The organism is Streptomyces catenulae, from assembly GCF_000718015.1.
Lineage (GTDB): Bacteria > Actinomycetota > Actinomycetes > Streptomycetales > Streptomycetaceae > Streptomyces > Streptomyces catenulae.
On sequence record NZ_JODY01000001.1, the window covers coordinates 133,629 to 152,629 of the forward strand.

Annotated in this window: 17 protein-coding genes; 14 read left to right on the forward strand and 3 right to left on the reverse strand. The window is 71.6% G+C overall.

Going from position 1 to position 19,001, the window contains the following annotated elements:
- The first annotated feature begins 42 nt into the window (after window positions 1-42).
- From IF23_RS0100570 to IF23_RS0100610, 9 genes are all read left to right on the forward strand, one after another.
- Window positions 43-795 carry a YebC/PmpR family DNA-binding transcriptional regulator gene (locus IF23_RS0100570; RefSeq protein WP_030278512.1) on the forward strand — a complete coding sequence of 251 codons (753 nt, stop codon included), beginning with the start codon at window positions 43-45 and terminating at the stop codon, window positions 793-795.
- A 196-nt stretch (window positions 796-991) separates the two neighbouring features.
- A complete protein-coding gene (gene ruvC, locus IF23_RS0100575; RefSeq protein ID WP_030278514.1) occupies window positions 992-1,567 on the forward strand; it encodes a crossover junction endodeoxyribonuclease RuvC in 576 nt (191 codons plus the stop codon).
- Complete coding sequence (gene ruvA / locus IF23_RS0100580) at window positions 1,564-2,178, forward strand: Holliday junction branch migration protein RuvA (RefSeq protein ID WP_030278517.1); 615 nt, start codon at window positions 1,564-1,566, stop codon at window positions 2,176-2,178. Before ruvC ends, ruvA begins: the two co-directional genes overlap by 4 nt.
- Before the next feature lie 86 nt (window positions 2,179-2,264).
- The gene (ruvB, locus tag IF23_RS0100585) at window positions 2,265-3,353 is read left to right on the forward strand and encodes a Holliday junction branch migration DNA helicase RuvB (RefSeq protein ID WP_030278519.1); all 1,089 of its coding nucleotides are present in this window, start codon (window positions 2,265-2,267) and stop codon (window positions 3,351-3,353) included.
- Between the two features lie 167 nt (window positions 3,354-3,520).
- Window positions 3,521-4,018, forward strand: coding sequence for a preprotein translocase subunit YajC (gene yajC / locus IF23_RS0100590; RefSeq protein WP_030278521.1), 498 nt, complete (start codon window positions 3,521-3,523; stop codon window positions 4,016-4,018).
- A 148-nt stretch (window positions 4,019-4,166) separates the two neighbouring features.
- The gene (gene secD, locus IF23_RS0100595; protein WP_030278523.1) at window positions 4,167-5,945 is read left to right on the forward strand and encodes a protein translocase subunit SecD; all 1,779 of its coding nucleotides are present in this window, start codon (window positions 4,167-4,169) and stop codon (window positions 5,943-5,945) included.
- A 1-nt stretch (window position 5,946) separates the two neighbouring features.
- Window positions 5,947-7,056: a protein translocase subunit SecF gene (secF, locus tag IF23_RS0100600; protein WP_030278525.1), complete on the forward strand. Its 1,110-nt coding sequence runs from the start codon at window positions 5,947-5,949 to the stop codon at window positions 7,054-7,056.
- Entirely contained in the window at window positions 7,053-7,601 is a 549-nt protein-coding gene (locus tag IF23_RS0100605; RefSeq protein WP_030278527.1) for an adenine phosphoribosyltransferase, read from the forward strand. Before secF ends, IF23_RS0100605 begins: the two co-directional genes overlap by 4 nt.
- A gap of 183 nt (window positions 7,602-7,784) precedes the next feature.
- Window positions 7,785-10,388: a RelA/SpoT family protein gene (locus IF23_RS0100610; RefSeq protein WP_030278529.1), complete on the forward strand. Its 2,604-nt coding sequence runs from the start codon at window positions 7,785-7,787 to the stop codon at window positions 10,386-10,388.
- A 75-nt stretch (window positions 10,389-10,463) separates the two neighbouring features.
- Here IF23_RS0100610 and IF23_RS0100615 read toward each other — a convergent pair whose 3' ends face one another.
- Together IF23_RS0100615 and IF23_RS0100620 are read right to left on the reverse strand one after the other, a co-directional pair.
- Window positions 10,464-11,693 (reverse strand): DUF349 domain-containing protein, encoded by a 1,230-nt coding sequence (locus IF23_RS0100615; RefSeq protein ID WP_030278531.1) that lies wholly within the window; start codon window positions 11,691-11,693, stop codon window positions 10,464-10,466.
- A 218-nt stretch (window positions 11,694-11,911) separates the two neighbouring features.
- Window positions 11,912-12,733 carry a peptidylprolyl isomerase gene (locus tag IF23_RS0100620; protein WP_030278533.1) on the reverse strand — a complete coding sequence of 274 codons (822 nt, stop codon included), beginning with the start codon at window positions 12,731-12,733 and terminating at the stop codon, window positions 11,912-11,914.
- Between the two features lie 213 nt (window positions 12,734-12,946).
- Between IF23_RS0100620 and IF23_RS0100625 the strand changes: the two genes are divergently transcribed.
- The 4 genes from IF23_RS0100625 (at window position 12,947) to IF23_RS0100640 (ending at window position 17,383) form a co-directional block, all read left to right on the forward strand.
- Window positions 12,947-13,660, forward strand: a complete 714-nt coding sequence (locus tag IF23_RS0100625; protein ID WP_030278536.1) for an MBL fold metallo-hydrolase — start codon at window positions 12,947-12,949, stop codon at window positions 13,658-13,660.
- An 11-nt stretch (window positions 13,661-13,671) separates the two neighbouring features.
- On the forward strand, window positions 13,672-14,934 hold the full coding sequence (gene hisS / locus IF23_RS0100630; protein WP_030278539.1) for a histidine--tRNA ligase: 1,263 nt from the start codon (window positions 13,672-13,674) through the stop codon (window positions 14,932-14,934).
- Between the two features lie 358 nt (window positions 14,935-15,292).
- Window positions 15,293-15,928: a vitamin K epoxide reductase family protein gene (locus tag IF23_RS0100635; protein WP_030278541.1), complete on the forward strand. Its 636-nt coding sequence runs from the start codon at window positions 15,293-15,295 to the stop codon at window positions 15,926-15,928.
- Between the two features lie 93 nt (window positions 15,929-16,021).
- Window positions 16,022-17,383, forward strand: coding sequence for a replication-associated recombination protein A (locus IF23_RS0100640; RefSeq protein WP_037677015.1), 1,362 nt, complete (start codon window positions 16,022-16,024; stop codon window positions 17,381-17,383).
- 39 nt (window positions 17,384-17,422) lie between these two features.
- Here IF23_RS0100640 and IF23_RS0100645 read toward each other — a convergent pair whose 3' ends face one another.
- Window positions 17,423-18,178, reverse strand: a complete 756-nt coding sequence (locus IF23_RS0100645) for a DUF2470 domain-containing protein (RefSeq protein WP_030278545.1) — start codon at window positions 18,176-18,178, stop codon at window positions 17,423-17,425.
- Window positions 18,179-18,360: 182 nt separating this feature from the next.
- Here IF23_RS0100645 and rpsD point away from each other — a divergent pair, with 182 nt between their 5' ends.
- Window positions 18,361-18,972 (forward strand): 30S ribosomal protein S4, encoded by a 612-nt coding sequence (rpsD, locus tag IF23_RS0100650; RefSeq protein WP_030278547.1) that lies wholly within the window; start codon window positions 18,361-18,363, stop codon window positions 18,970-18,972.
- Window positions 18,973-19,001: the final 29 nt, after the last annotated feature.

Sequence of the window (19,001 nt, forward strand, 5' to 3'; positions counted from 1 at the left end):
GCGCGTTGGTTTCTCAATGGGTTACGCGAAGGAGACAGGCGGATGTCCGGCCACTCTAAATGGGCTACGACGAAGCACAAGAAGGCCGTGATCGATGCCAAGCGCGGCAAGCTCTTCGCGAAGCTGATCAAGAACATCGAGGTCGCGGCCCGGACCGGCGGCGCCGACCCGGACGGCAACCCGACCCTCTTCGACGCCATCCAGAAGGCGAAGAAGTCGTCGGTTCCCAACAAGAACATCGACTCCGCGCTCAAGCGCGGCGCGGGTCTCGAAGCCGGTGGCGCCGACTACGAGACGATCATGTACGAGGGTTACGGCCCCAACGGTGTCGCGGTGCTCATCGAGTGCCTCACCGACAACCGCAACCGTGCCGCCTCCGACGTCCGCGTCGCGATGACCCGCAACGGCGGCTCGATGGCCGACCCGGGCTCGGTGTCGTACCTCTTCAACCGCAAGGGCGTCGTGATCGTCCCCAAGGGCGAGCTGTCCGAGGACGACGTCCTGGGCGCGGTCCTGGACGCGGGCGCCGAGGAGGTCAACGACCTCGGTGAGAACTTCGAGGTGCTCAGCGAGGCCACCGACCTGATCGCGGTCCGCTCCGCGCTCCAGGAAGCCGGTATCGACTACGACTCGGCCGAGGCCAACTTCGTCCCGACCATGCAGGTCGAGCTGGAGGAAGAGGGCGCGCGCAAGATCTTCAAGCTGATCGACGCGCTGGAGGACAGCGACGACGTGCAGAACGTCTTCGCCAACTTCGACGTCTCCGACGAGACGATGGCCAAGATCGACGCCTGACGGGGCGTTCCTCCCGTACGACCGACAGCGGCCCGCCGGTGCGAACCGGCGGGCCGCTTCGGCTGACCGGCACCGGACGCGCCCGCCCGCGGCGGCGCCCGCGGCCCTGACCCGACGCGTTGTCAGTGGCAGCCGATAGCCTGCACGAACAGGCCGACGCTCCCGCGTCCGGCCGGTCGACCGAGGAGAAGGCACCGTGCGCGTACTGGGCGTGGACCCCGGGCTCACCCGCTGCGGCGTCGGCGTCGTGGACGGCGCCGTCGGCCGCCCCCTGACGATGGCGGGCGTCGGCGTGATCCGTACCCCCGCCGACGCCGAGATCGCCGACCGCCTCGTCCTCGTCGAGCGCGGCATCGAGCAGTGGCTGGACGAACACCGCCCCCAATACGTCGCCGTGGAGCGGGTGTTCAGCCAGCACAACGTCCGTACGGTCATGGGCACCGCCCAGGCCAGCGCGGTCGCCATGCTCTGCGCCGCCCGCCGCGGACTCCCGGTCGCCCTGCACACCCCCAGCGAGGTCAAGGCCGCGGTCACCGGCTCGGGACGGGCCGGGAAGGAGCAGGTCGGCGCGATGGTGACCCGGCTGCTCCGGCTCGACGCGCCACCCAAGCCGGCCGACGCCGCCGACGCGCTGGCGCTGGCCATATGCCACATCTGGCGCGCCCCCGCCTCCGGCCGCCTCCAGCAGGCACACGCCGCGGCCCGCCGCGCCGCACCCTCCGCCCGTACCCCCGGCGTCCGCCGGGCCGCTCCCCAGAAGGGCATCCGATGATCGCCTTCGTCTCCGGGCCGGTCGCGGCCCTCGGACCGGACACCGCCGTCGTCGAGGTCGGCGGCGTCGGCATGGCCGTCCAGTGCACCCCGGACACCCTCTCCGGCCTGCGCATCGGCAAGCCCGCCCGGCTCGCCACCTCCCTCGTCGTCCGCGAGGACTCGCTGACCCTCTACGGCTTCGCCGACGACGACGAGCGGGCCACCTTCGAACTGCTCCAGACCGCCAGCGGCGTCGGCCCGCGCCTGGCACAGGCCATGCTCGCCGTGCACTCTCCCGACGCACTGCGCCGCGCGGTCGCCACCGCCGACGAGAAGGCGCTCACCGCCGTCCCCGGCATCGGCAAGAAGGGCGCCCAGAAGCTGCTGCTTGAGCTGAAGGACCGCCTCGGCGCGCCGCTCGGCACCGGCGGCGCGCCCGCCCCGGTCACCACGGGCTGGAGCGATCAGCTGCACGCCGCGCTGATCGGCCTCGGCTACGCCACCCGCGAGGCCGACGAGGCGGTCGCCGCCGTCACCCCGCAGGCCGACGCCGCCGTCGCCGGGGGCGGCACCCCGCAGATCCCGCAGCTCCTCAAGGCGGCGCTGCAGACCCTCAACCGCACCCGCTGAGCCGCCCGGCCCGGCCCCCGCCGGACCGCGCCCGCACCCCCACACCCCGGCGGCCCCGCCGCCCCGACCCCGCGAGGCAATCCGCAGTGAACTGGGACGACACCGCACCGTCCGCCGCAACCGACCCGGCCCTGGCCGCGGACCGGCTGGTCGGCGCCGCCGCCGACGGCGAGGACACCGCGGTCGAGGCCGCGCTGCGCCCCAAGGACCTCGGGGAGTTCGTCGGCCAGGAGCGGGTGCGCGAACAGCTCGACCTGGTGCTGCGCGCCGCCCGCGCCCGCGGCGCCACCGCCGACCACGTCCTGCTCTCCGGCGCCCCCGGCCTCGGCAAGACCACTCTCTCGATGATCATCGCCGCCGAGATGGGCGCCCCGATCCGCATCACCTCAGGCCCCGCCATCCAGCACGCCGGTGACCTCGCGGCGATCCTCTCCTCCCTCCAGGAGGGCGAGGTCCTCTTCCTCGACGAGATCCACCGGATGTCGCGCCCCGCCGAGGAGATGCTCTACATGGCGATGGAGGACTTCCGCGTCGACGTCGTCGTCGGCAAGGGCCCCGGCGCCACCGCCATCCCCCTCGAACTCCCGCCGTTCACCCTCGTCGGCGCCACCACCCGGGCCGGTCTGCTGCCGCCCCCGCTCCGCGACCGCTTCGGCTTCACCGGCCACATGGAGTTCTACGCCCCGCCGGAGCTGGAGCGCGTCATCCACCGCTCCGCCGGGCTGCTCGACGTCGAGATCGACGCCGAGGGCGCCGCCGAGATCGCCGGACGCTCCCGCGGCACGCCCCGTATCGCCAACCGCCTCCTGCGCCGCGTCCGCGACTACGCCCAGGTCAAGGCGGACGGTGTGATCACCCGCACCACCGCCGCGCGCGCCCTGGACGTCTACGAGGTCGACGCCCGCGGACTGGATCGCCTCGACCGCGCCGTCCTCACCGCCCTGCTGAAGCTCTTCGGCGGCGGTCCCGTCGGCCTGTCCACCCTCGCGGTCGCCGTGGGGGAGGAGCGCGAGACCGTCGAGGAGGTCGCCGAACCGTTCCTGGTCCGCGAGGGCCTGCTGGCCCGCACCCCCCGTGGCCGGATCGCGACCCCCGCGGCCTGGGCCCACCTCGGCCTCGTCCCGCCCCAGCAACAACCGGGCGCAACGGGACAGCAGGGCCTCTTCGGGGCGTGACGGCGCGGAGAGTCGCCCGGTCAGGAACTGCGGTGCGATGCTGGGCGTTGTTCCACTGGTGCGGACTGACTTAGACTCCGCCGATGCCGTCCCGGCAGCGGGCGGCGTTTCCCACCCCCGCTATACGAGACCGCGACTCAGCGGTCGTGCGAAGGAATTTCTGTCCCGTGAGTACCGTGACTTTCCTCCCTTTCATCGTCCTCATCGGGGCCATGTTCCTGATGACCCGGTCCGCCAAGAAGAAGCAGCAGGCGGCCACGCAGATGCGTAACGAGATGCAGCCGGGCACCGGTGTCCGGACGATCGGGGGCATGTACGCGACCGTCAAGGAGATCCACGAGGAGACGGTCCTCCTCGAGGTGGCCCCCGGCGTGCACGCCGTGTACGCGAAGAACGCCGTCGGCGCGGTCCTCGCGGACGAGGAGTACAACCGGATCATCGACGGCGCCGACCCGGTCGTGCCCGACGACATCTCCTCGCTGACCGGTGACGACACCGCCACCGTTTCGGGTGAGAAGTCCGACAAGATCGACCTCGGCAAGGGTGACGCCGCGGCCGCCGACAAGCCCGAGGCCGACGAGAAGTCCGCCGAGGAGACCCCGGCCACCGCCGAGAAGGACGCGTCCGCCGAGGAGAAGAAGTCCGGCGACGCCGACGCGAAGTAGCCCCGCCCCACGGAACCGCGACGCGCCCCGCTGCGGGCGCCGCGGTTCCGTGACGGTCTAGGCTCCGGCGGGGGCACGTCCCCACAACACTTCGTGGCCGCTCGGCAGACACCTCCGACCGAGCGGTTGGACAGGGAGAAACGAGAAGGTGGCAGCACCGAAGAAGGGCCGCAGGGCACCGGCCGGCCAGGGCAAGCCGGGGCGCACCCTGGTCCTCATCCTGATCGCCATGGTGGCGCTCGTCGGAGGCATGTTCTACTCCGGCACGCTGACGCCCCGGCTGGGAATCGACCTGGCGGGCGGCACCAGCTTCACGCTCCAGGCCCAGAACCAGCCGGGCAAGCCCAACGCGATCAACGAGACCAACATGAAGACCGCCGCCGACATCATGGAGCGGCGCGTCAACGGTCTGGGCGTGACCGAGTCCGAGGTCCAGACCCAGGGCACCGACCACATCATCGTGAACATCCCCAAGGGGACGGACGCGAAGCAGTCCCGCCAGCAGGTCGGCACCACCGCCCAGCTCGGCTTCCGCCCGGTGCTCACCACCACCGCGGGTGGCAAGACCCCCGAGCAGCCGTCCGGTACCCCCTCGGCGGGCGGCAAGCAGGGTGGCAAGGACACCGGCGGCAAGGACGGGAAGTCCGGCGACGAGGCCGCGGACGGCAAGTCCGGCGACGACCCGAAGCCCACCGCGAGCGCCACCACCCAGGGCCGTGCCGTCACGGACGCCCTGAAGAAGGACCCCACCCCCGGCGGCTCCGCCACGCAGAAGCCCCAGACGCCCGCGACCCCGCCCGTCCCGGGCCAGGCGGGCATCCCCCCGGCGTTGCAGAAGCAGCTCGCCGCCCTGGACTGCTCCACCAAGCAGAGCCGCGCGCTCGCCGGTGAGAAGGCCGCCGGCGCCAAGCCGAGCGAACCGGTCGTGGCCTGCAAGGACGACGGCTCGCAGAAGTACGTGCTCGGTCCGGTCGGCGTCGAGGGCACCGACGTCAAGAACGCCAAGGCGGTCTTCGACGGTCAGACCGGCCAGGGCTGGATCGTCCAGATGGACTTCACCTCCGACGGCGGCAAGAAGTTCGCGGACATCACCGGCCAGCTGGCCACCAAGGCCCAGCCGCAGAACCAGTTCGCGATCGTCCTGGACGGTGCGGTCGTCTCCGACCCGCGCGTCAGCCAGCGGCTCAACGGCGGCAGCGCCACCATCTCCGGCGGCTTCACCCAGCAGACCGCCGAGGACCTCGGCAACATGCTGTCCTACGGCGCCCTGCCGCTCTCCTTCAAGATCGCGGACGAGACGACGGTCACCGCGGCGCTCGGCGGTGAGCAGCTCCACGCCGGTCTGGTCGCCGGTGCGATCGGCCTCGCCCTCGTCATCGTCTACCTCGTCGCCTACTACCGCGGTCTGGCGCTGGTCGCCCTGGCCAGCCTCGGCGTCTCGGCGGTCCTGACGTACACGATCATGACGCTGCTCGGCCCCACCATCGGGTTCGCGCTGAACCTCCCGGCGGTCTGCGGCGCCATCGTCGCCATCGGTATCACCGCCGACTCCTTCATCGTCTACTTCGAGCGCATCCGGGACGAGATCCGCGAGGGCCGCTCGCTGCGCCCGGCCGTCGAGCGCGGCTGGCCGCGTGCCCGCCGGACGATTCTGGTCTCCGACTTCGTGTCGTTCCTGGCCGCCGCGGTGCTCTTCATCGTCACCGTCGGCAAGGTCCAGGGCTTCGCGTTCACCCTCGGTCTGACCACGCTCCTCGACGTCGTCGTGGTGTTCTTCTTCACCAAGCCGCTGATGACGCTGCTGGCCCGCCGCAAGTTCTTCGCCGACGGCCATCCCTGGTCCGGCCTCGACCCGCGGCGCCTGGGCGCCCGGCCGCCGCTGCGCCGCCGTCGTACCGCCGCCCCCACCCAGACGAAGGAGGCGTGAGATGTCCAAGCTCGGCAACCTCGGCGCCCGGCTCTACCGCGGTGAGGTCGGCTACGACTTCATCGGCAAGCGGAAGATCTGGTACGGCATCTCGATCCTCATCACCATCACGGCCCTCGTCGGTCTGGCGGTGCGCGGCCTGAACATGGGCATCGAGTTCTCCGGCGGCGCGGTCCTCACCACGCCGAAGACCTCCGTCTCCTCCTCCGAGGCGCAGCACCTGGCCGAGTCCGCCTCCGGCGGCCACCAGGCCATGGTGCAGAAGCTCGGCGGCGGAGCCCTGCGCATCCAGATCAGCGATCTGGACACCAAGCAGGCCGTCCCGGTCCAGGAGAAGCTGGCCGAGGACCTGAAGGTCCCGGTCAAGGAGATCAACACCCAGCTGGTCGGCCCGAGCTGGGGCGAGGAGATCGCCAACAAGGCGTGGCTGGGCCTGGGGATCTTCATGGTCCTCGTGGTCATCTACCTCGCCATCGCCTTCGAGTGGCGGATGGCGCTCGCCGCCCTGATCGCGCTGATCCACGACCTGACGATCACCGTCGGCGTCTACGCGCTGGTCGGCTTCGAGGTCACCCCGGGCACCGTGATCGGTCTGCTCACCATCCTCGGATACTCCCTCTACGACACGGTCGTCGTCTTCGACAGCCTCAAGGAAGCCTCCAAGGACATCACCAAGCAGACCCGCTTCACCTACAGCGAGGTCGCCAACCGCTCGATCAACGGCACGCTGGTCCGCTCGATCAACACCACCGTCGTCGCGCTGCTGCCGGTCGCCGGTCTGCTCTTCGTCGGTGGCGGTGTGCTGGGCGCCGGGATGCTCAACGACATCTCGCTCGCCCTCTTCGTCGGCCTCGCCGCCGGTGCGTACTCCTCGATCTTCATCGCGACCCCGCTGGTCGCCGACCTGAAGAACACCGAGCCGCAGATGAAGGCGCTGGCCAAGCGGGTCAAGGCCAAGCGCGCCTCGGCCGCCGCCAAGGAGGCGGAGCAGCCGCAGGACGACGACCCCGAGCCCGCCGACGACCCGGCCGCGGCCGGTCTCGTCGGCCCCCGCTCGCAGCCCGTCGCCCGTAGCCGCGGTCGCGGCCGTCCGTCGGGCAAGCGCCGATGACCGCCCCCGCGGCCCTGCGCGAGCTGCTGCTCGGCCGGATCACCGATGTGCCGGACTACCCGCAGCCGGGTGTGGTGTTCAAGGACATCACCCCGCTGCTGGCCGACCCCGACGCGTTCGGGGCGCTCACCGACGCCCTGGCCGAGCTGTGCGTACGCCACCGCGCGGACAAGATCGCCGGTCTGGAGGCGCGCGGCTTCATACTGGCCGCCCCCGCCGCCGTCCGCGCCGGTGTCGGCTTCGTCCCGGTCCGCAAGGCCGGCAAGCTGCCCGGCGCCACCCTGGGCCAGACGTACGACCTGGAGTACGGCCGGGCCGAGATCGAGATCCACGCCGATGCGCTGGAGCCCGGCGACCGGGTCCTGGTCATCGACGACGTGCTCGCCACCGGCGGCACCGCCGACGCCTCGCTCCAGCTGGTGCGGCGGGCGGGCGCCGAGGTCGCGGGCCTGGCGGTCCTGATGGAGCTGGGCTTCCTGGAGGGCCGTAAGCGCCTGGAGGCCACGCTGAAGGGCGCTCCGCTGGAGGCCCTGGTCACGGTCTGAGCCGGTCCGGCACCACCACGGCGCCGGGGCTCCGGGGATCCTTCCCCCGGGGCCCCGGCGCCGTTGTCGTGGCCGCCGTCACCGTCGCAGGAGAGGACCGGCGCCCGGGCCGATACGATGGCACCCCGGCCCGGTCGTGGCGCGATCGTGGCCTTGTGGTCCGGAACCACTTGAGGAGTGCTCTTGCCAGACGAGGCCCAGCCGCTCTCCCCCCGGCCGCGTCCGGCGGGGTCCGCCGACGCGTCGGGGAACGAGCCGAAGCCGCGGGCCGCGGGCCCCGCGGGCGCGCAGCCCGAAGACCGGGACGCCGCCCGCGACGGAGCCGCGCCCGGGCCCGGTACGTCCCCCGCCGGTGGCGGAGCACGGCCGGACACCCCCGAGCAGCAGCCGTCCGCCCGGCCGCAAGCCCCCGAACCGGCCACGCCGCGGCCCCCGGCCGTCCGGCCCACGCCGACCTCGGTCGCCAAACCGGCGCCGCCCGCGGCCGTCGGGCGCTCCGGCTCCTCCAGCCGCGTCCGCGCCCGCCTCGCCCGCCTCGGCGTGCAGCGCTCCAGCCCGTACAACCCGGTCCTGGAGCCGCTGCTGCGCGTGGTGCGGAGCAACGACCCCAAGATCGAGGCGGCCACGCTCCGGCAGATCGAGCGGGCCTATCAGGTCGCCGAGCGCTGGCACCGCGGCCAGAAGCGCAAGAGCGGCGATCCGTACATCACCCACCCGCTCGCGGTGACCACGATCCTCGCCGAGCTGGGCATGGATCCGGCCACCCTCATGGCCGGGCTGCTGCACGACACCGTCGAGGACACCGAGTACGGCCTCGACACCCTGCGCCGCGACTTCGGCGACCAGGTCGCGCTGCTCGTCGACGGCGTCACCAAGCTCGACCGGGTGAAGTTCGGCGAGGCGGCGCAGGCCGAGACCGTCCGCAAGATGGTCGTCGCGATGGCCAAGGACCCGCGCGTCCTCGTCATCAAGCTCGCCGACCGCCTGCACAACATGCGCACCATGCGCTACCTCAAGCGGGAGAAGCAGGAGAAGAAGGCCCGCGAGACGCTGGAGATCTACGCCCCGCTGGCGCACCGGCTGGGCATGAACACCATCAAGTGGGAGCTGGAGGACCTCGCCTTCGCGATCCTCTACCCCAAGATGTACGACGAGATCGTCCGCCTCGTCGCCGAGCGGGCCCCCAAGCGCGACGAGTACCTGGCCATAGTGACCGACGAGGTCCAGGCCGATCTGCGCGCCGCCCGCATCAAGGCCACCGTCACCGGCCGCCCCAAGCACTACTACAGCGTCTACCAGAAGATGATCGTCCGCGGCCGGGACTTCGCGGAGATCTACGACCTGGTGGGCATCCGCGTCCTCGTGGACACCGTCCGCGACTGCTACGCGGCGCTCGGCACCGTCCACGCGCGATGGAATCCGGTCCCCGGCCGGTTCAAGGACTACATCGCGATGCCGAAGTTCAACATGTACCAGTCGCTGCACACGACGGTCATCGGCCCCGCGGGCAAGCCCGTCGAGCTGCAGATCCGCACCTTCGACATGCACCGCCGCGCCGAGTACGGCATCGCCGCGCACTGGAAGTACAAGCAGGAGGCCGTCGCCGGTGCCTCCAAGGTCCGTACCGACGTCCCCAAGGGCGCGGGCGGCAAGGGCGACACCGTCAACGACATGGCCTGGCTGCGGCAGTTGCTCGACTGGCAGAAGGAGACCGAGGACCCGGGCGAGTTCCTGGAGTCGCTCCGCTTCGACCTCTCCCGCAACGAGGTCTTCGTCTTCACCCCGAAGGGCGACGTCATAGCGCTGCCCGCCGGGGCCACCCCCGTCGACTTCGCGTACGCCGTCCACACCGAGGTCGGCCACCGCACGATAGGCGCCCGCGTCAACGGGCGGCTCGTCCCGCTCGAATCGACGCTGGACAACGGCGATCTGGTGGAGGTCTTCACCTCCAAGGCGACCGGCGCCGGTCCGTCGCGGGACTGGCTGGGCTTCGTGAAGTCCCCGCGCGCCCGCAACAAGATCCGTGCGTGGTTCTCCAAGGAGCGGCGCGACGAGGCGATCGAGCAGGGCAAGGACGCCATCGCCCGCGCCATGCGCAAGCAGAACCTCCCCATCCAGCGCATCCTGACCGGCGACTCGCTGGTCACCCTCGCGCACGAGATGCGCTACCCGGACATCTCCTCGCTCTACGCGGCGATCGGCGAGGGCCATGTCGCCGCCCAGAGCGTCGTCCAGAAGCTGGTGCAGGCGCTCGGCGGGCAGGAGGAGGCCACCGAGGACATCGCCGAGTCCACCCCGATCCGGCGCTCCAAGCGGCGTTCCAGCGCGGATCCCGGTGTGGTGGTCAAGGGCGTCGACGACGTCTGGGTGAAGCTGGCGCGCTGCTGTACGCCGGTGCCGGGCGACCCGATCATCGGGTTCGTCACGCGCGGCAGCGGCGTATCGGTTCACCGCGCCGACTGCGTCAACGTCGACTCCCTCTCCCGGCAGCCGGAGCGGATCCTGGAGGTCGAGTGGGCGCCCACCCAGTCCTCCGTCTTCCTCGTCGCCATCCAGGTGGAGGCGCTGGACCGCTCCCGGCTGCTGTCGGACGTCACCCGCGTCCTGTCCGACCAGCACGTCAACATCCTCTCCGCGGCCGTCCAGACCTCCCGCGACCGCGTCGCCACCTCCCGCTTCACCTTCGAGATGGGCGACCCCAAGCACCTGGGCCACGTCCTGAAAGCGGTCCGCGGGGTGGAGGGCGTCTACGACGTGTACCGCGTGACATCCGCGCGACGCCCCTAGGCGCAGGCCCGACACGGAAGAACCCCCGCCCGGTCCCGAAGGTCCGAGCGGGGGTTCTTCCTACGTGGTCGGGGCTCAGCCGCCGAACTCCTCCAGGCCCTTCAGCGCCTGGTCGAGCAGGGCCCTGCGGCCCGCCAGCTCCCGGCCGAGCTTGTCCGCCTTGGCGGTGTTACCGGCCGCCCGCGCGGTCTCGATCTGCTTCTCCAGCTTGTCGACCGCGTCCTGCAGCTGACCCGTCAGGCCCGCGGCCCGGGCCCGCGCCTCCGGGTTCGTCCGCCGCCACTCGGCCTCCTCGGCGTCCTGGATGGCGCGCTCCACGGCGTGCATCCGGCCCTCGATCTTCGGGCGGGCGTCCCGCGGGACGTGCCCGATGGCCTCCCACCGCTCGTTGACCGAACGGAACGCGGACCGCGCCGCCTTGAGGTCGGTGACCGGCAGCAGCTTCTCCGCCTCGGCGGCCAGCTCCTCCTTGCGGGTCAGGTTCTCCCGCTGCTCGGCGTCGCGCTCGGCGAACACCTCACCGCGCGCCTGGAAGAAGACGTCCTGCGCGCCGCGGAAGCGGTTCCACAGGTCGTCCTCGTGCTCGCGCTGGGCGCGGCCCGCGGCCTTCCAGTCGGTCATCAGCTCGCGGTACCGGGCGGCGGTCGCCCCCCAGTCCGTCGAATTCGAGAGCGCCTGCGCCTCGGCGACCAGCTTCTCCTTGACCTTGCGGGACTCCTCACGCTGCGCGTCCAGCGACGCGAAGTGCGCCTTGCGCCGCTTGGAGAACGCCGAGCGGGCGTGCGAGAAGCGGTGCCACAGCTCGTCGTCCGCCTTGCGGTCCAGCCGCGGCAGGCCCTTCCAGGTGTCGACCAGCGCGCGCAGCCGCTCACCCGCCGCCCGCCACTGCTCGCTGGCGGCCAGCTCCTCGGCCTCGGCGACCAGCTTCTCCTTGGCCACCCGGGCCTCGTCGCTCTGCTTCGCCTTCTGCGCCTTGCGCTCCTCGCGCCGCGCGTCGACGGTGGCGACCAGCGCGTCGAGCCGCTTCCTCAGCGCTTCCAGGTCACCCACCGCGTGGTGCTCGTCGACCTGCTTGCGCAGATGGTCGATCGCGGCCGTCGCGTCCTTCGCCGACAGGTCGGTGGTCTTGACCCGGCGCTCCAGGAGGCCGATCTCGACGACCAGGCCCTCGTACTTGCGCTCGAAGTAGGCGAGAGCCTCCTCGGGGGTTCCCGCCTGCCACGATCCGACGACCTGCTCGCCATCGGCGGTACGCACGTACACGGTCCCCGTCTCATCGACGCGGCCCCATGGGTCGCTGCTCACAGCGCCTCCTCCACATGACACCGACGAGGGCGTGCGGCCCCCCGGCGTCGTCCACAGTTTCTGTCCGCCGGGGCTGCGCCCCGGCCGGTCCGACGGGCTGTCTTGCGGGAGAGGGGCCGGCCGTCGGAACAGGCACCCTCCACATACGCCAATCTAGGCGACCCGGCGGTCGGCTGTCCGCATCCAGCACGACCGAATTCCACCGGCCCGCAGCCTTTCTACGAGGCGGTTACCGTCGCGCGGTCGATGACGACGGTGGCGTTCGGCGCGGTGTCGCCGGTCTGGGGATCGGGCGAGGAACCGGCGTCGGTGATCTTCTTCAGTACGTCGGTGCCGCCGGTGATCCTGCCGAACGGCGTGTAGTTGGGCGGCAGTTTGCTGTCCTGGTAGACGAGGAAGAACTGACTGCCGCCGGTGTTGCGGGTCTTGTCGTGCTTCCCGTCGTAGCGGTTGGCCATCGCGACCGTGCCCGCCGGGTAGACGTCGCCCTTCAGCCGCGGGTCCTTCAGATTCTCGTCCGGGATCGTGTACCCGGGGGTGCCGCGGCCGGTGCCCGTCGGGTCGCCGCACTGCAGGACGTAGATGCCGGAGTCGACGAGCCGGTGGCAGCGGCTGTGGTCGAAGTAGCCCTGCTTCGCGAGGAAGGCGAAGGAGTTCACCGTGTGCGGCGCCTTCGCGGCGTCCAGCTGCAGATCGATCTCACCGCAGGTGGTCCGTAGCTTCGCGGTGTACGTCGCGGAGGTGTCCACGGACATCTCCGGCTCCTTCTTCCACGTCTTCTTCGACGCCGCACCCTTCTCGGGACGGGCGCACGGGTCGGCCGGTTTCGTGGGGGCGGCCGCCGCGGCGTCGTCGTGATCGCCACCGGCCAGCCCCGCGGTGGCGTACGCGGCTCCGCCCGCGGCGAGGACCACGGCGAGCACACCCGCGATGATGACGTTGCGGCGTTTGGCCTTGTGCCGGGCCTCGGCGCGCCGCTGCTGCTGGCGCGCGTACTTCTCCCTGGCGAGCTGCCGCCGTCGCTGATCGCTGCTGACCACCGGTCGTCTCCTGTCCTGCACTGCGTGCCGCGCTCGGTCGCTCGGGTGACGAGCTGGGGCGAAGGTCTCGGCGCCCCAGGTCGTGGGCCGTGGCCGTACCGTATACGGGTTCGCCGCCGCCTCAGGTGCGCCGGTAGGCTCTGGAGCTGCCGAGTTGTTCCGGGAGCGGCCGCCTGCGCGAGGCGCCCGACCCCACGACCTTTAAGGACGAACGTGCTGATTGCCGGGTTCCCCGCCGGGGCCTGGGGGACCAACTGCTATCTGGTCGCCCCCGCCGCCGGCGAGGAGTGCGTGATCATCGATCCGGGCCACCGCGCCGCACAGGGCGTCGAGGAGGCGGTCGCCAAGCACCGCCTCAAGCCCGTCGCGGTCGTCCTCACCCACGGCCACATCGACCACGTCGCCTCGGTCGTCCCGGTGTGCGGTGCGCACGACGTACCCGCCTGGATCCACCCCGAGGACCGCTACATGATGAGCGATCCGGAGAAGGCCCTCGGCCGGGCCATCGGCGCCCCGCTCATGGGCGAGCTGACGGTGGGGGAGCCGGACGACGTCAAGGAGCTGACGGATGGCAGCACCCTGCAACTGGCCGGGATGGACTTCTCCGTCGCGCACGCACCGGGCCATACCAAGGGGTCGGTGACCTTCCGGATGCCCGAGCAGGCCGACGTCCCGCCGGTCTTCTTCTCGGGCGACCTGCTGTTCGCCGGCTCCATCGGACGCACCGATCTGCCGGGCGGCGATCACGCCGAGATCCTGCGGTCGCTGGCACGTGTGTGCCTGCCGCTGGAGGACTCGACCGTCGTCCTGTCCGGCCACGGCCCCCAGACCACCATCGGCCGCGAGCGCGCCGGCAACCCCTATCTGCGGGAGCTGGCCGCCGGCCTCGGAGAGGGCACCACCGCCCCTCCGCGACGAGGAATGTGACGAGACTTTCCGTGAGCACCTTTCAGGCCCCCAAGGGCACGTACGACCTGCTTCCCCCCGATTCCGCGACCTACCTCGCGGTCCGCGAGGCGATCTCCGCACCGCTGCGCAACTCCGGCTACGGCTACATCGAGACGCCCGGCTTCGAGAACGTCGAGCTGTTCGCCCGCGGTGTCGGTGAGTCCACCGACATCGTGACCAAGGAGATGTACGCCTTCGAGACCAAGGGCGGCGACAAGCTCGCACTGCGCCCCGAGGGCACCGCCTCCGTGCTGCGCGCGGCGCTGGAGGCCAACCTCCACAAGGGCGGCAACCTCCCCGTCAAGCTCTGGTACTCCGGTTCGTACTACCGCTACGAGCGTCCGCAGAAGGGCCGCTACCGCCACTTCTCGCAGGTCGGCGCGGAGGCCATCGGCGCGGAGGACCCGGCGCTCGACGCCGAGCTGATCATCCTCGCCGACCAGGCGTACCGCTCGCTGGGGCTGCGGAACTTCCGCATCCTGCTGAACTCGCTCGGCGACAAGGAGTGCCGCCCGGTCTACCGCGCCGCCCTCCAGGAGTTCCTGCGCGGCCTCGACCTGGACGACGACACCCGCCGCCGCGTCGACATCAACCCGCTGCGCGTCCTCGACGACAAGCGGGAGGCCGTCCGCAAGCAGCTGACCGGCGCCCCGGCGCTCGGCGACTACCTCTGTGAGGCGTGCAAGGCGTACCACGAGCAGGTCCGCGAGCTGCTGACCGCGGCGGGCGTCGCCTTCGAGGACGACGCCAACCTGGTGCGCGGTCTCGACTACTACACCCGCACCACCTTCGAGTTCGTCCACGACGGTCTCGGCTCGCAGTCCGCGGTGGGTGGCGGCGGCCGTTACGACGGTCTGTCCGAGATGATCGGCGGCCCGGCGCTGCCGTCCGTCGGCTGGGCGCTCGGCGTCGACCGCACGGTGCTGGCCCTGGAGGCGGAGGGCGTCACACTCGACATCCCGGCGGCCACCGCGGTCTACGCGGTCCCGCTCGGCGAGGAGGCCCGCCGGGTGCTGTTCGGCCAGGTCACCGCGTTGCGCAAGGCCGGGATCGCGACGGACTTCGCCTTCGGCGGCAAGGGCCTGAAGAACGCCATGAAGTCGGCGAACCGCTCCGGCGCCCGGCTGGCGCTGGTCGCCGGTGAGCGCGATCTGGCCGAGGGCGTCGTCCAGCTGAAGAACCTGGAGAGCGGCGAGCAGACCGCCGTGCCGCTGGACACGGTGGTCGACGAGGTCCGGCGCACGCTGGGCTGACCCGCCACGACGGCCGACGGGGCCGGGCCGGACGCCTTCGGGTGGCCGCCCCGGCCCCGTTCCGTTCCCGGGGCGGCCACCTCCGTCAAGGCCGTGCCCGGCCGTTCACCCGCCTGATCGGTTCGTACCGCGCCCGGGGTGGGAAGGGGCGGCCCGCGAGGCGGTGACGGCGCTGTTCGGGGCGGTGGCGCGGGCGGTGCCGGGGCCGCGGGGAGCGGTCGGCGCGGCCTCGCGCGCGTTCCTCTTTATGTCCTTCGAACGGTGGCACGCACGGTCGGTGGGGCAGAATGTGGAAGCGGCCGCTGCCCGCGGGCCCGCTTGTCCACCCCACCCCACAAGGGATCGACGGAACCGCGATATGACGACGACAGCGCTTGACGACGTGTCCACCGACGACGACCGCGACCGCGGCCCGATCGGGGCGGGCCGCGGACTCTCCTGGCTGCTGGTGATCACCGGTGCGCTGGGCATCCTCGCGTCGTGGGTCATCACGACCGACAAGATCGAGCTGCTGAAGGACCCGAACTTCAAGCCCGCGTGCAGCTTCAACCCGATCATCTCCTGCGGCAGCGTGATGCAGAGCGCCCAGGCCGAGGTCTTCGGATTCCCGAACCCGATGGCCGGGATGCTCGCGTTCCCCGTGGTCGTCGCGATCGGCGTCGGTCTCCTGGCGGGCGCCCGCTACCGCCGCTTCTACTGGATCGGCCTCAACATCGGCACCCTGCTGGGCACGGTGTTCTGCATGTGGCTGATGACGCAGTCGCTGTACCACATCAACGCCCTGTGCCTGTGGTGCACGCTCACCTGGTGCGCCACGCTCCTGATGTTCTGGTACACCACCGTCCACAACATCAAGCACCGCATCATCCCGGTGCCCGCCGGACTGCGCGGCGCGGTGCTGGAGTTCCACTGGGTCGTCCCGGTGCTCTGGTACGGCACCATCGGGCTGCTGATCCTCACCCGCTGGTGGTCGTACTGGTCGTCGCTGCTCTGAGTCACCCCGCGCCCGGTCCGCCGCCCGGTCGCCGGTCCCGCGCGGACCGGCGGCCGGGCGGCGTTGTCAGTGGGGTGACATAGGCTCGTGAGCGTGGAGCCCGACCTGTTCACCGCCGCCGCCGAAGACCGTCAGGAGAAGGACCCCGCGGGGTCCCCGCTCGCCGTACGGATGCGTCCGCGCACCCTCGACGAGGTCGTGGGCCAGCAGCATCTGCTCAAGCCGGGCTCACCGCTGCGGCGGTTGGTGGGGGAGGGCAGCGGCGGGCCCGCGGGCCCGTCCTCGGTCTTCCTGTGGGGCCCGCCCGGCATCGGCAAGACCACCCTCGCGTATGTCGTCAGCCAGGCGACCAACAAGCGGTTCGTGGAGCTGTCGGCGATCACCGCGGGCGTCAAGGAGGTGCGGGCGGTCATCGACGGCGCGCGCCGCGCCTCGGGCGGCTTCGGCAAGGAGACCGTCCTCTTCCTCGACGAGATCCACCGCTTCAGCAAGGCCCAGCAGGACTCCCTGCTCCCGGCGGTGGAGAACCGCTGGGTCACCCTGATCGCCGCCACCACGGAGAACCCGTACTTCTCGGTGATCTCCCCGCTGCTCTCCCGCTCGCTGCTGCTCACCCTGGAGCCGCTGACCGACGACGATCTGCGCGGGCTGCTGGGCCGGGCGCTGACCTCGGAGCGCGGGTTGGGCGGTGCGGTGACGCTGCCGGAGGACACCGAGGCGCATCTGCTGCGGATCGCCGGTGGTGACGCCCGGCGCGCGCTGACGGCGCTGGAGGCGGGCGCGGGCTCGGCGCTGGCCAAGGGCGAGGCGGAGATCACCCTGCAGACGCTGGAGGAGTCGGTCGACCGCGCCGCGGTGAAGTACGACTGGGACGGCGATCAGCACTACGACGTCGCCAGCGCGCTCATCAAGTCCATCCGCGGCTCCGACGTCGATGCCGCGCTGCACTATCTGGCGCGGATGATCGAGGCGGGGGAGGACCCGCGGTTCATCGCGCGGCGGCTGATGATCTCGGCGAGCGAGGACATCGGGCTGGCCGATCCGTCCGCGCTGCAGACGGCGGTGGCCGCGGCGCAGGCGGTCGCCCTGATCGGCTTCCCGGAGGCCCGGATCACGCTGAGTCAGGCCACCATCGCGCTCGCCCTGGCCCCCAAGTCCAACGCCGCCTATCTGGCGATAGACGCGGCGCTCGCCGACGTCCGCGCAGGTCAGGCCGGTCCCGTACCGCCGCATCTGCGCGACGGCCACTACAAGGGCGCCGAGAAGCTGGGCCACGGCAAGGGCTATCAGTACCCGCACGATCTGCCCGGCGGCATCGCGGCCCAGCAGTACGCCCCGGACGCGGTGCACGGCAAGCGGTACTACTCCCCGACCCGGCACGGCGCCGAGGCACGTTACGCCGATGTCGCCGACCGGGTCCGGGCGCGACTGCGGGGCGGTTCCGCGGAGAGCTGAGGGCGCGGCGTCAGCCGGTGGCGCCGGAGCCCCGGGGTGTCACCCCTCCGCCGCCTCGAAGAGCAGGTGCATCGCGCGCCGCAGTTCGGCGACGTCGCGGACGGGCTCGGGGAAGTCGAAGCGCGCGTCGAACGGCGCCTTCCCGGCACCGGTGAAGCGCACCCGCAGCCCGAAGCGGTCCAGGGCCACCGGCGTGGCCTCGTCGCGGGCGCCGCACACCGTGGCGCTCCGCTCGCCGAGCAGGCCGCACAACCCGCGGACCTGCGGCCCGTGCGCGGAGTGCAGATGCTGGAGCAGTTCGGCCTCGTGCACCACGAGCGGATCGGGCACGGCTTCGGCGAACTCCTCCGGCTCGACGGCTTCGGCGCCCCACAGGTCGTCCACCGCGCATTCGCCGACCTCCAACCGGAGCATCAGCCATCCGGCCCGCCCGGGGATGCCCGGCGCCGGTTGCGGATGGACGGCCTCACCGATCCCGAGCAGCTCGCCGACGGGGTGCCGCTCGGCGAGCAGCGCCGCACAGCGGGCGCGGTCCCCGTTGCGTACGGGGGTGAGCCAGCCCGCCACCCAGGCGCGTCCGCGGACCCGGTGGGGCACCGAAACCGGCGCGACATCGGTGATCTCCATCACGGCTGCCAGGTCGTCGTCCTGGGCGTACGCGGCCGCGCGGGCGGCCGCGGAGTCGCCAGGAGCCAGCAACAGCACGTCTCCCTCGGGGGTCACGGTCCGGCAGACCGGTGCCGAGAGCCCGCTGGGGTCGGGGTCCTCGACTCCGGGAATGCTCAGCGAACCCATACCATTGGACTCGACGAGGGTGCGTACGCGCTCGGCCGCCGATGGCCGGGCGTCTTCCACGGGACGCGGCTGACCCGCCTCGGTGCCCTGAGCGGCATCGGGCAGGGGGATCCCAGGTCGAAACATGCGTTCTCCTCGCGCTAAGGTAAGCCTCACCTAACTTACACGGAGGTCCGTTCCACGTGAACCAGTCGCGTCCCAAGGTCAAGAAGTCCCGCGCGCTCGGCATCGCCCTGACGCCGAAGGCCGTCAAGTACTTCGAGGCCCGTCCCTACCCGCCCGGCGAGCACGGCCGTGGCCGCAAGCAGAACAGTGACTACAAGGTCCGTCTGCTCGAGAAGCAGCGTCTGCGTGCGCAGTACGACATCAGCGAGCGCCAGATGGCGCGTGCCTACGACCGCGCTCGGAAGGTCGAAGGCAAGACGGGCGAAGCCCTCATCGTCGAGCTGGAGCGCCGTCTGGACGCGCTCGTCCTGCGTTCGGGCATCGCCCGCACGATCTACCAGGCGCGCCAGATGGTCGTCCACGGCCACATCGCCGTGAACGACCGCAAGGTCGACAAGCCCTCCTTCCGCGTCCGCCCCGGCGACGTCGTGATGGTCCGCGAGCGCAGCCGCGAGAAGCACCCCTTCCAGGTGGCGCGCGAGGGCGGCTACGCCCCCGACGGCGAGACCCCCCGCTACCTGGAGGTCAACCTCCAGGCGCTGGCGTTCCGCCTCGACCGGGACCCCAACCGCAAGGAGATCCCGGTGATCTGCGACGAGCAGCTCGTCGTCGAGTACTACGCCCGCTGAGCCAGGCGTAGCCACCGGCACCTTCCGGC

Excerpts from the sequence above, each read along its gene's own strand:
- IF23_RS0100570 (WP_030278512.1), top strand. The coding sequence starts at position 43 with ATGTCCGGCCACTCTAAATGGGCTACGACGAAGCACAAGAAGGCCGTG.
- ruvA (WP_030278517.1), top strand. The coding sequence starts at position 1,564 with ATGATCGCCTTCGTCTCCGGGCCGGTCGCGGCCCTCGGACCGGACACC.
- secF (WP_030278525.1), top strand. The coding sequence starts at position 5,947 with ATGTCCAAGCTCGGCAACCTCGGCGCCCGGCTCTACCGCGGTGAGGTC.
- IF23_RS0100605 (WP_030278527.1), top strand. The coding sequence starts at position 7,053 with ATGACCGCCCCCGCGGCCCTGCGCGAGCTGCTGCTCGGCCGGATCACC.
- IF23_RS0100635 (WP_030278541.1), top strand. The coding sequence starts at position 15,293 with ATGACGACGACAGCGCTTGACGACGTGTCCACCGACGACGACCGCGAC.
- IF23_RS0100645 (WP_030278545.1), bottom strand. The coding sequence starts at position 18,178 with ATGGGTTCGCTGAGCATTCCCGGAGTCGAGGACCCCGACCCCAGCGGG.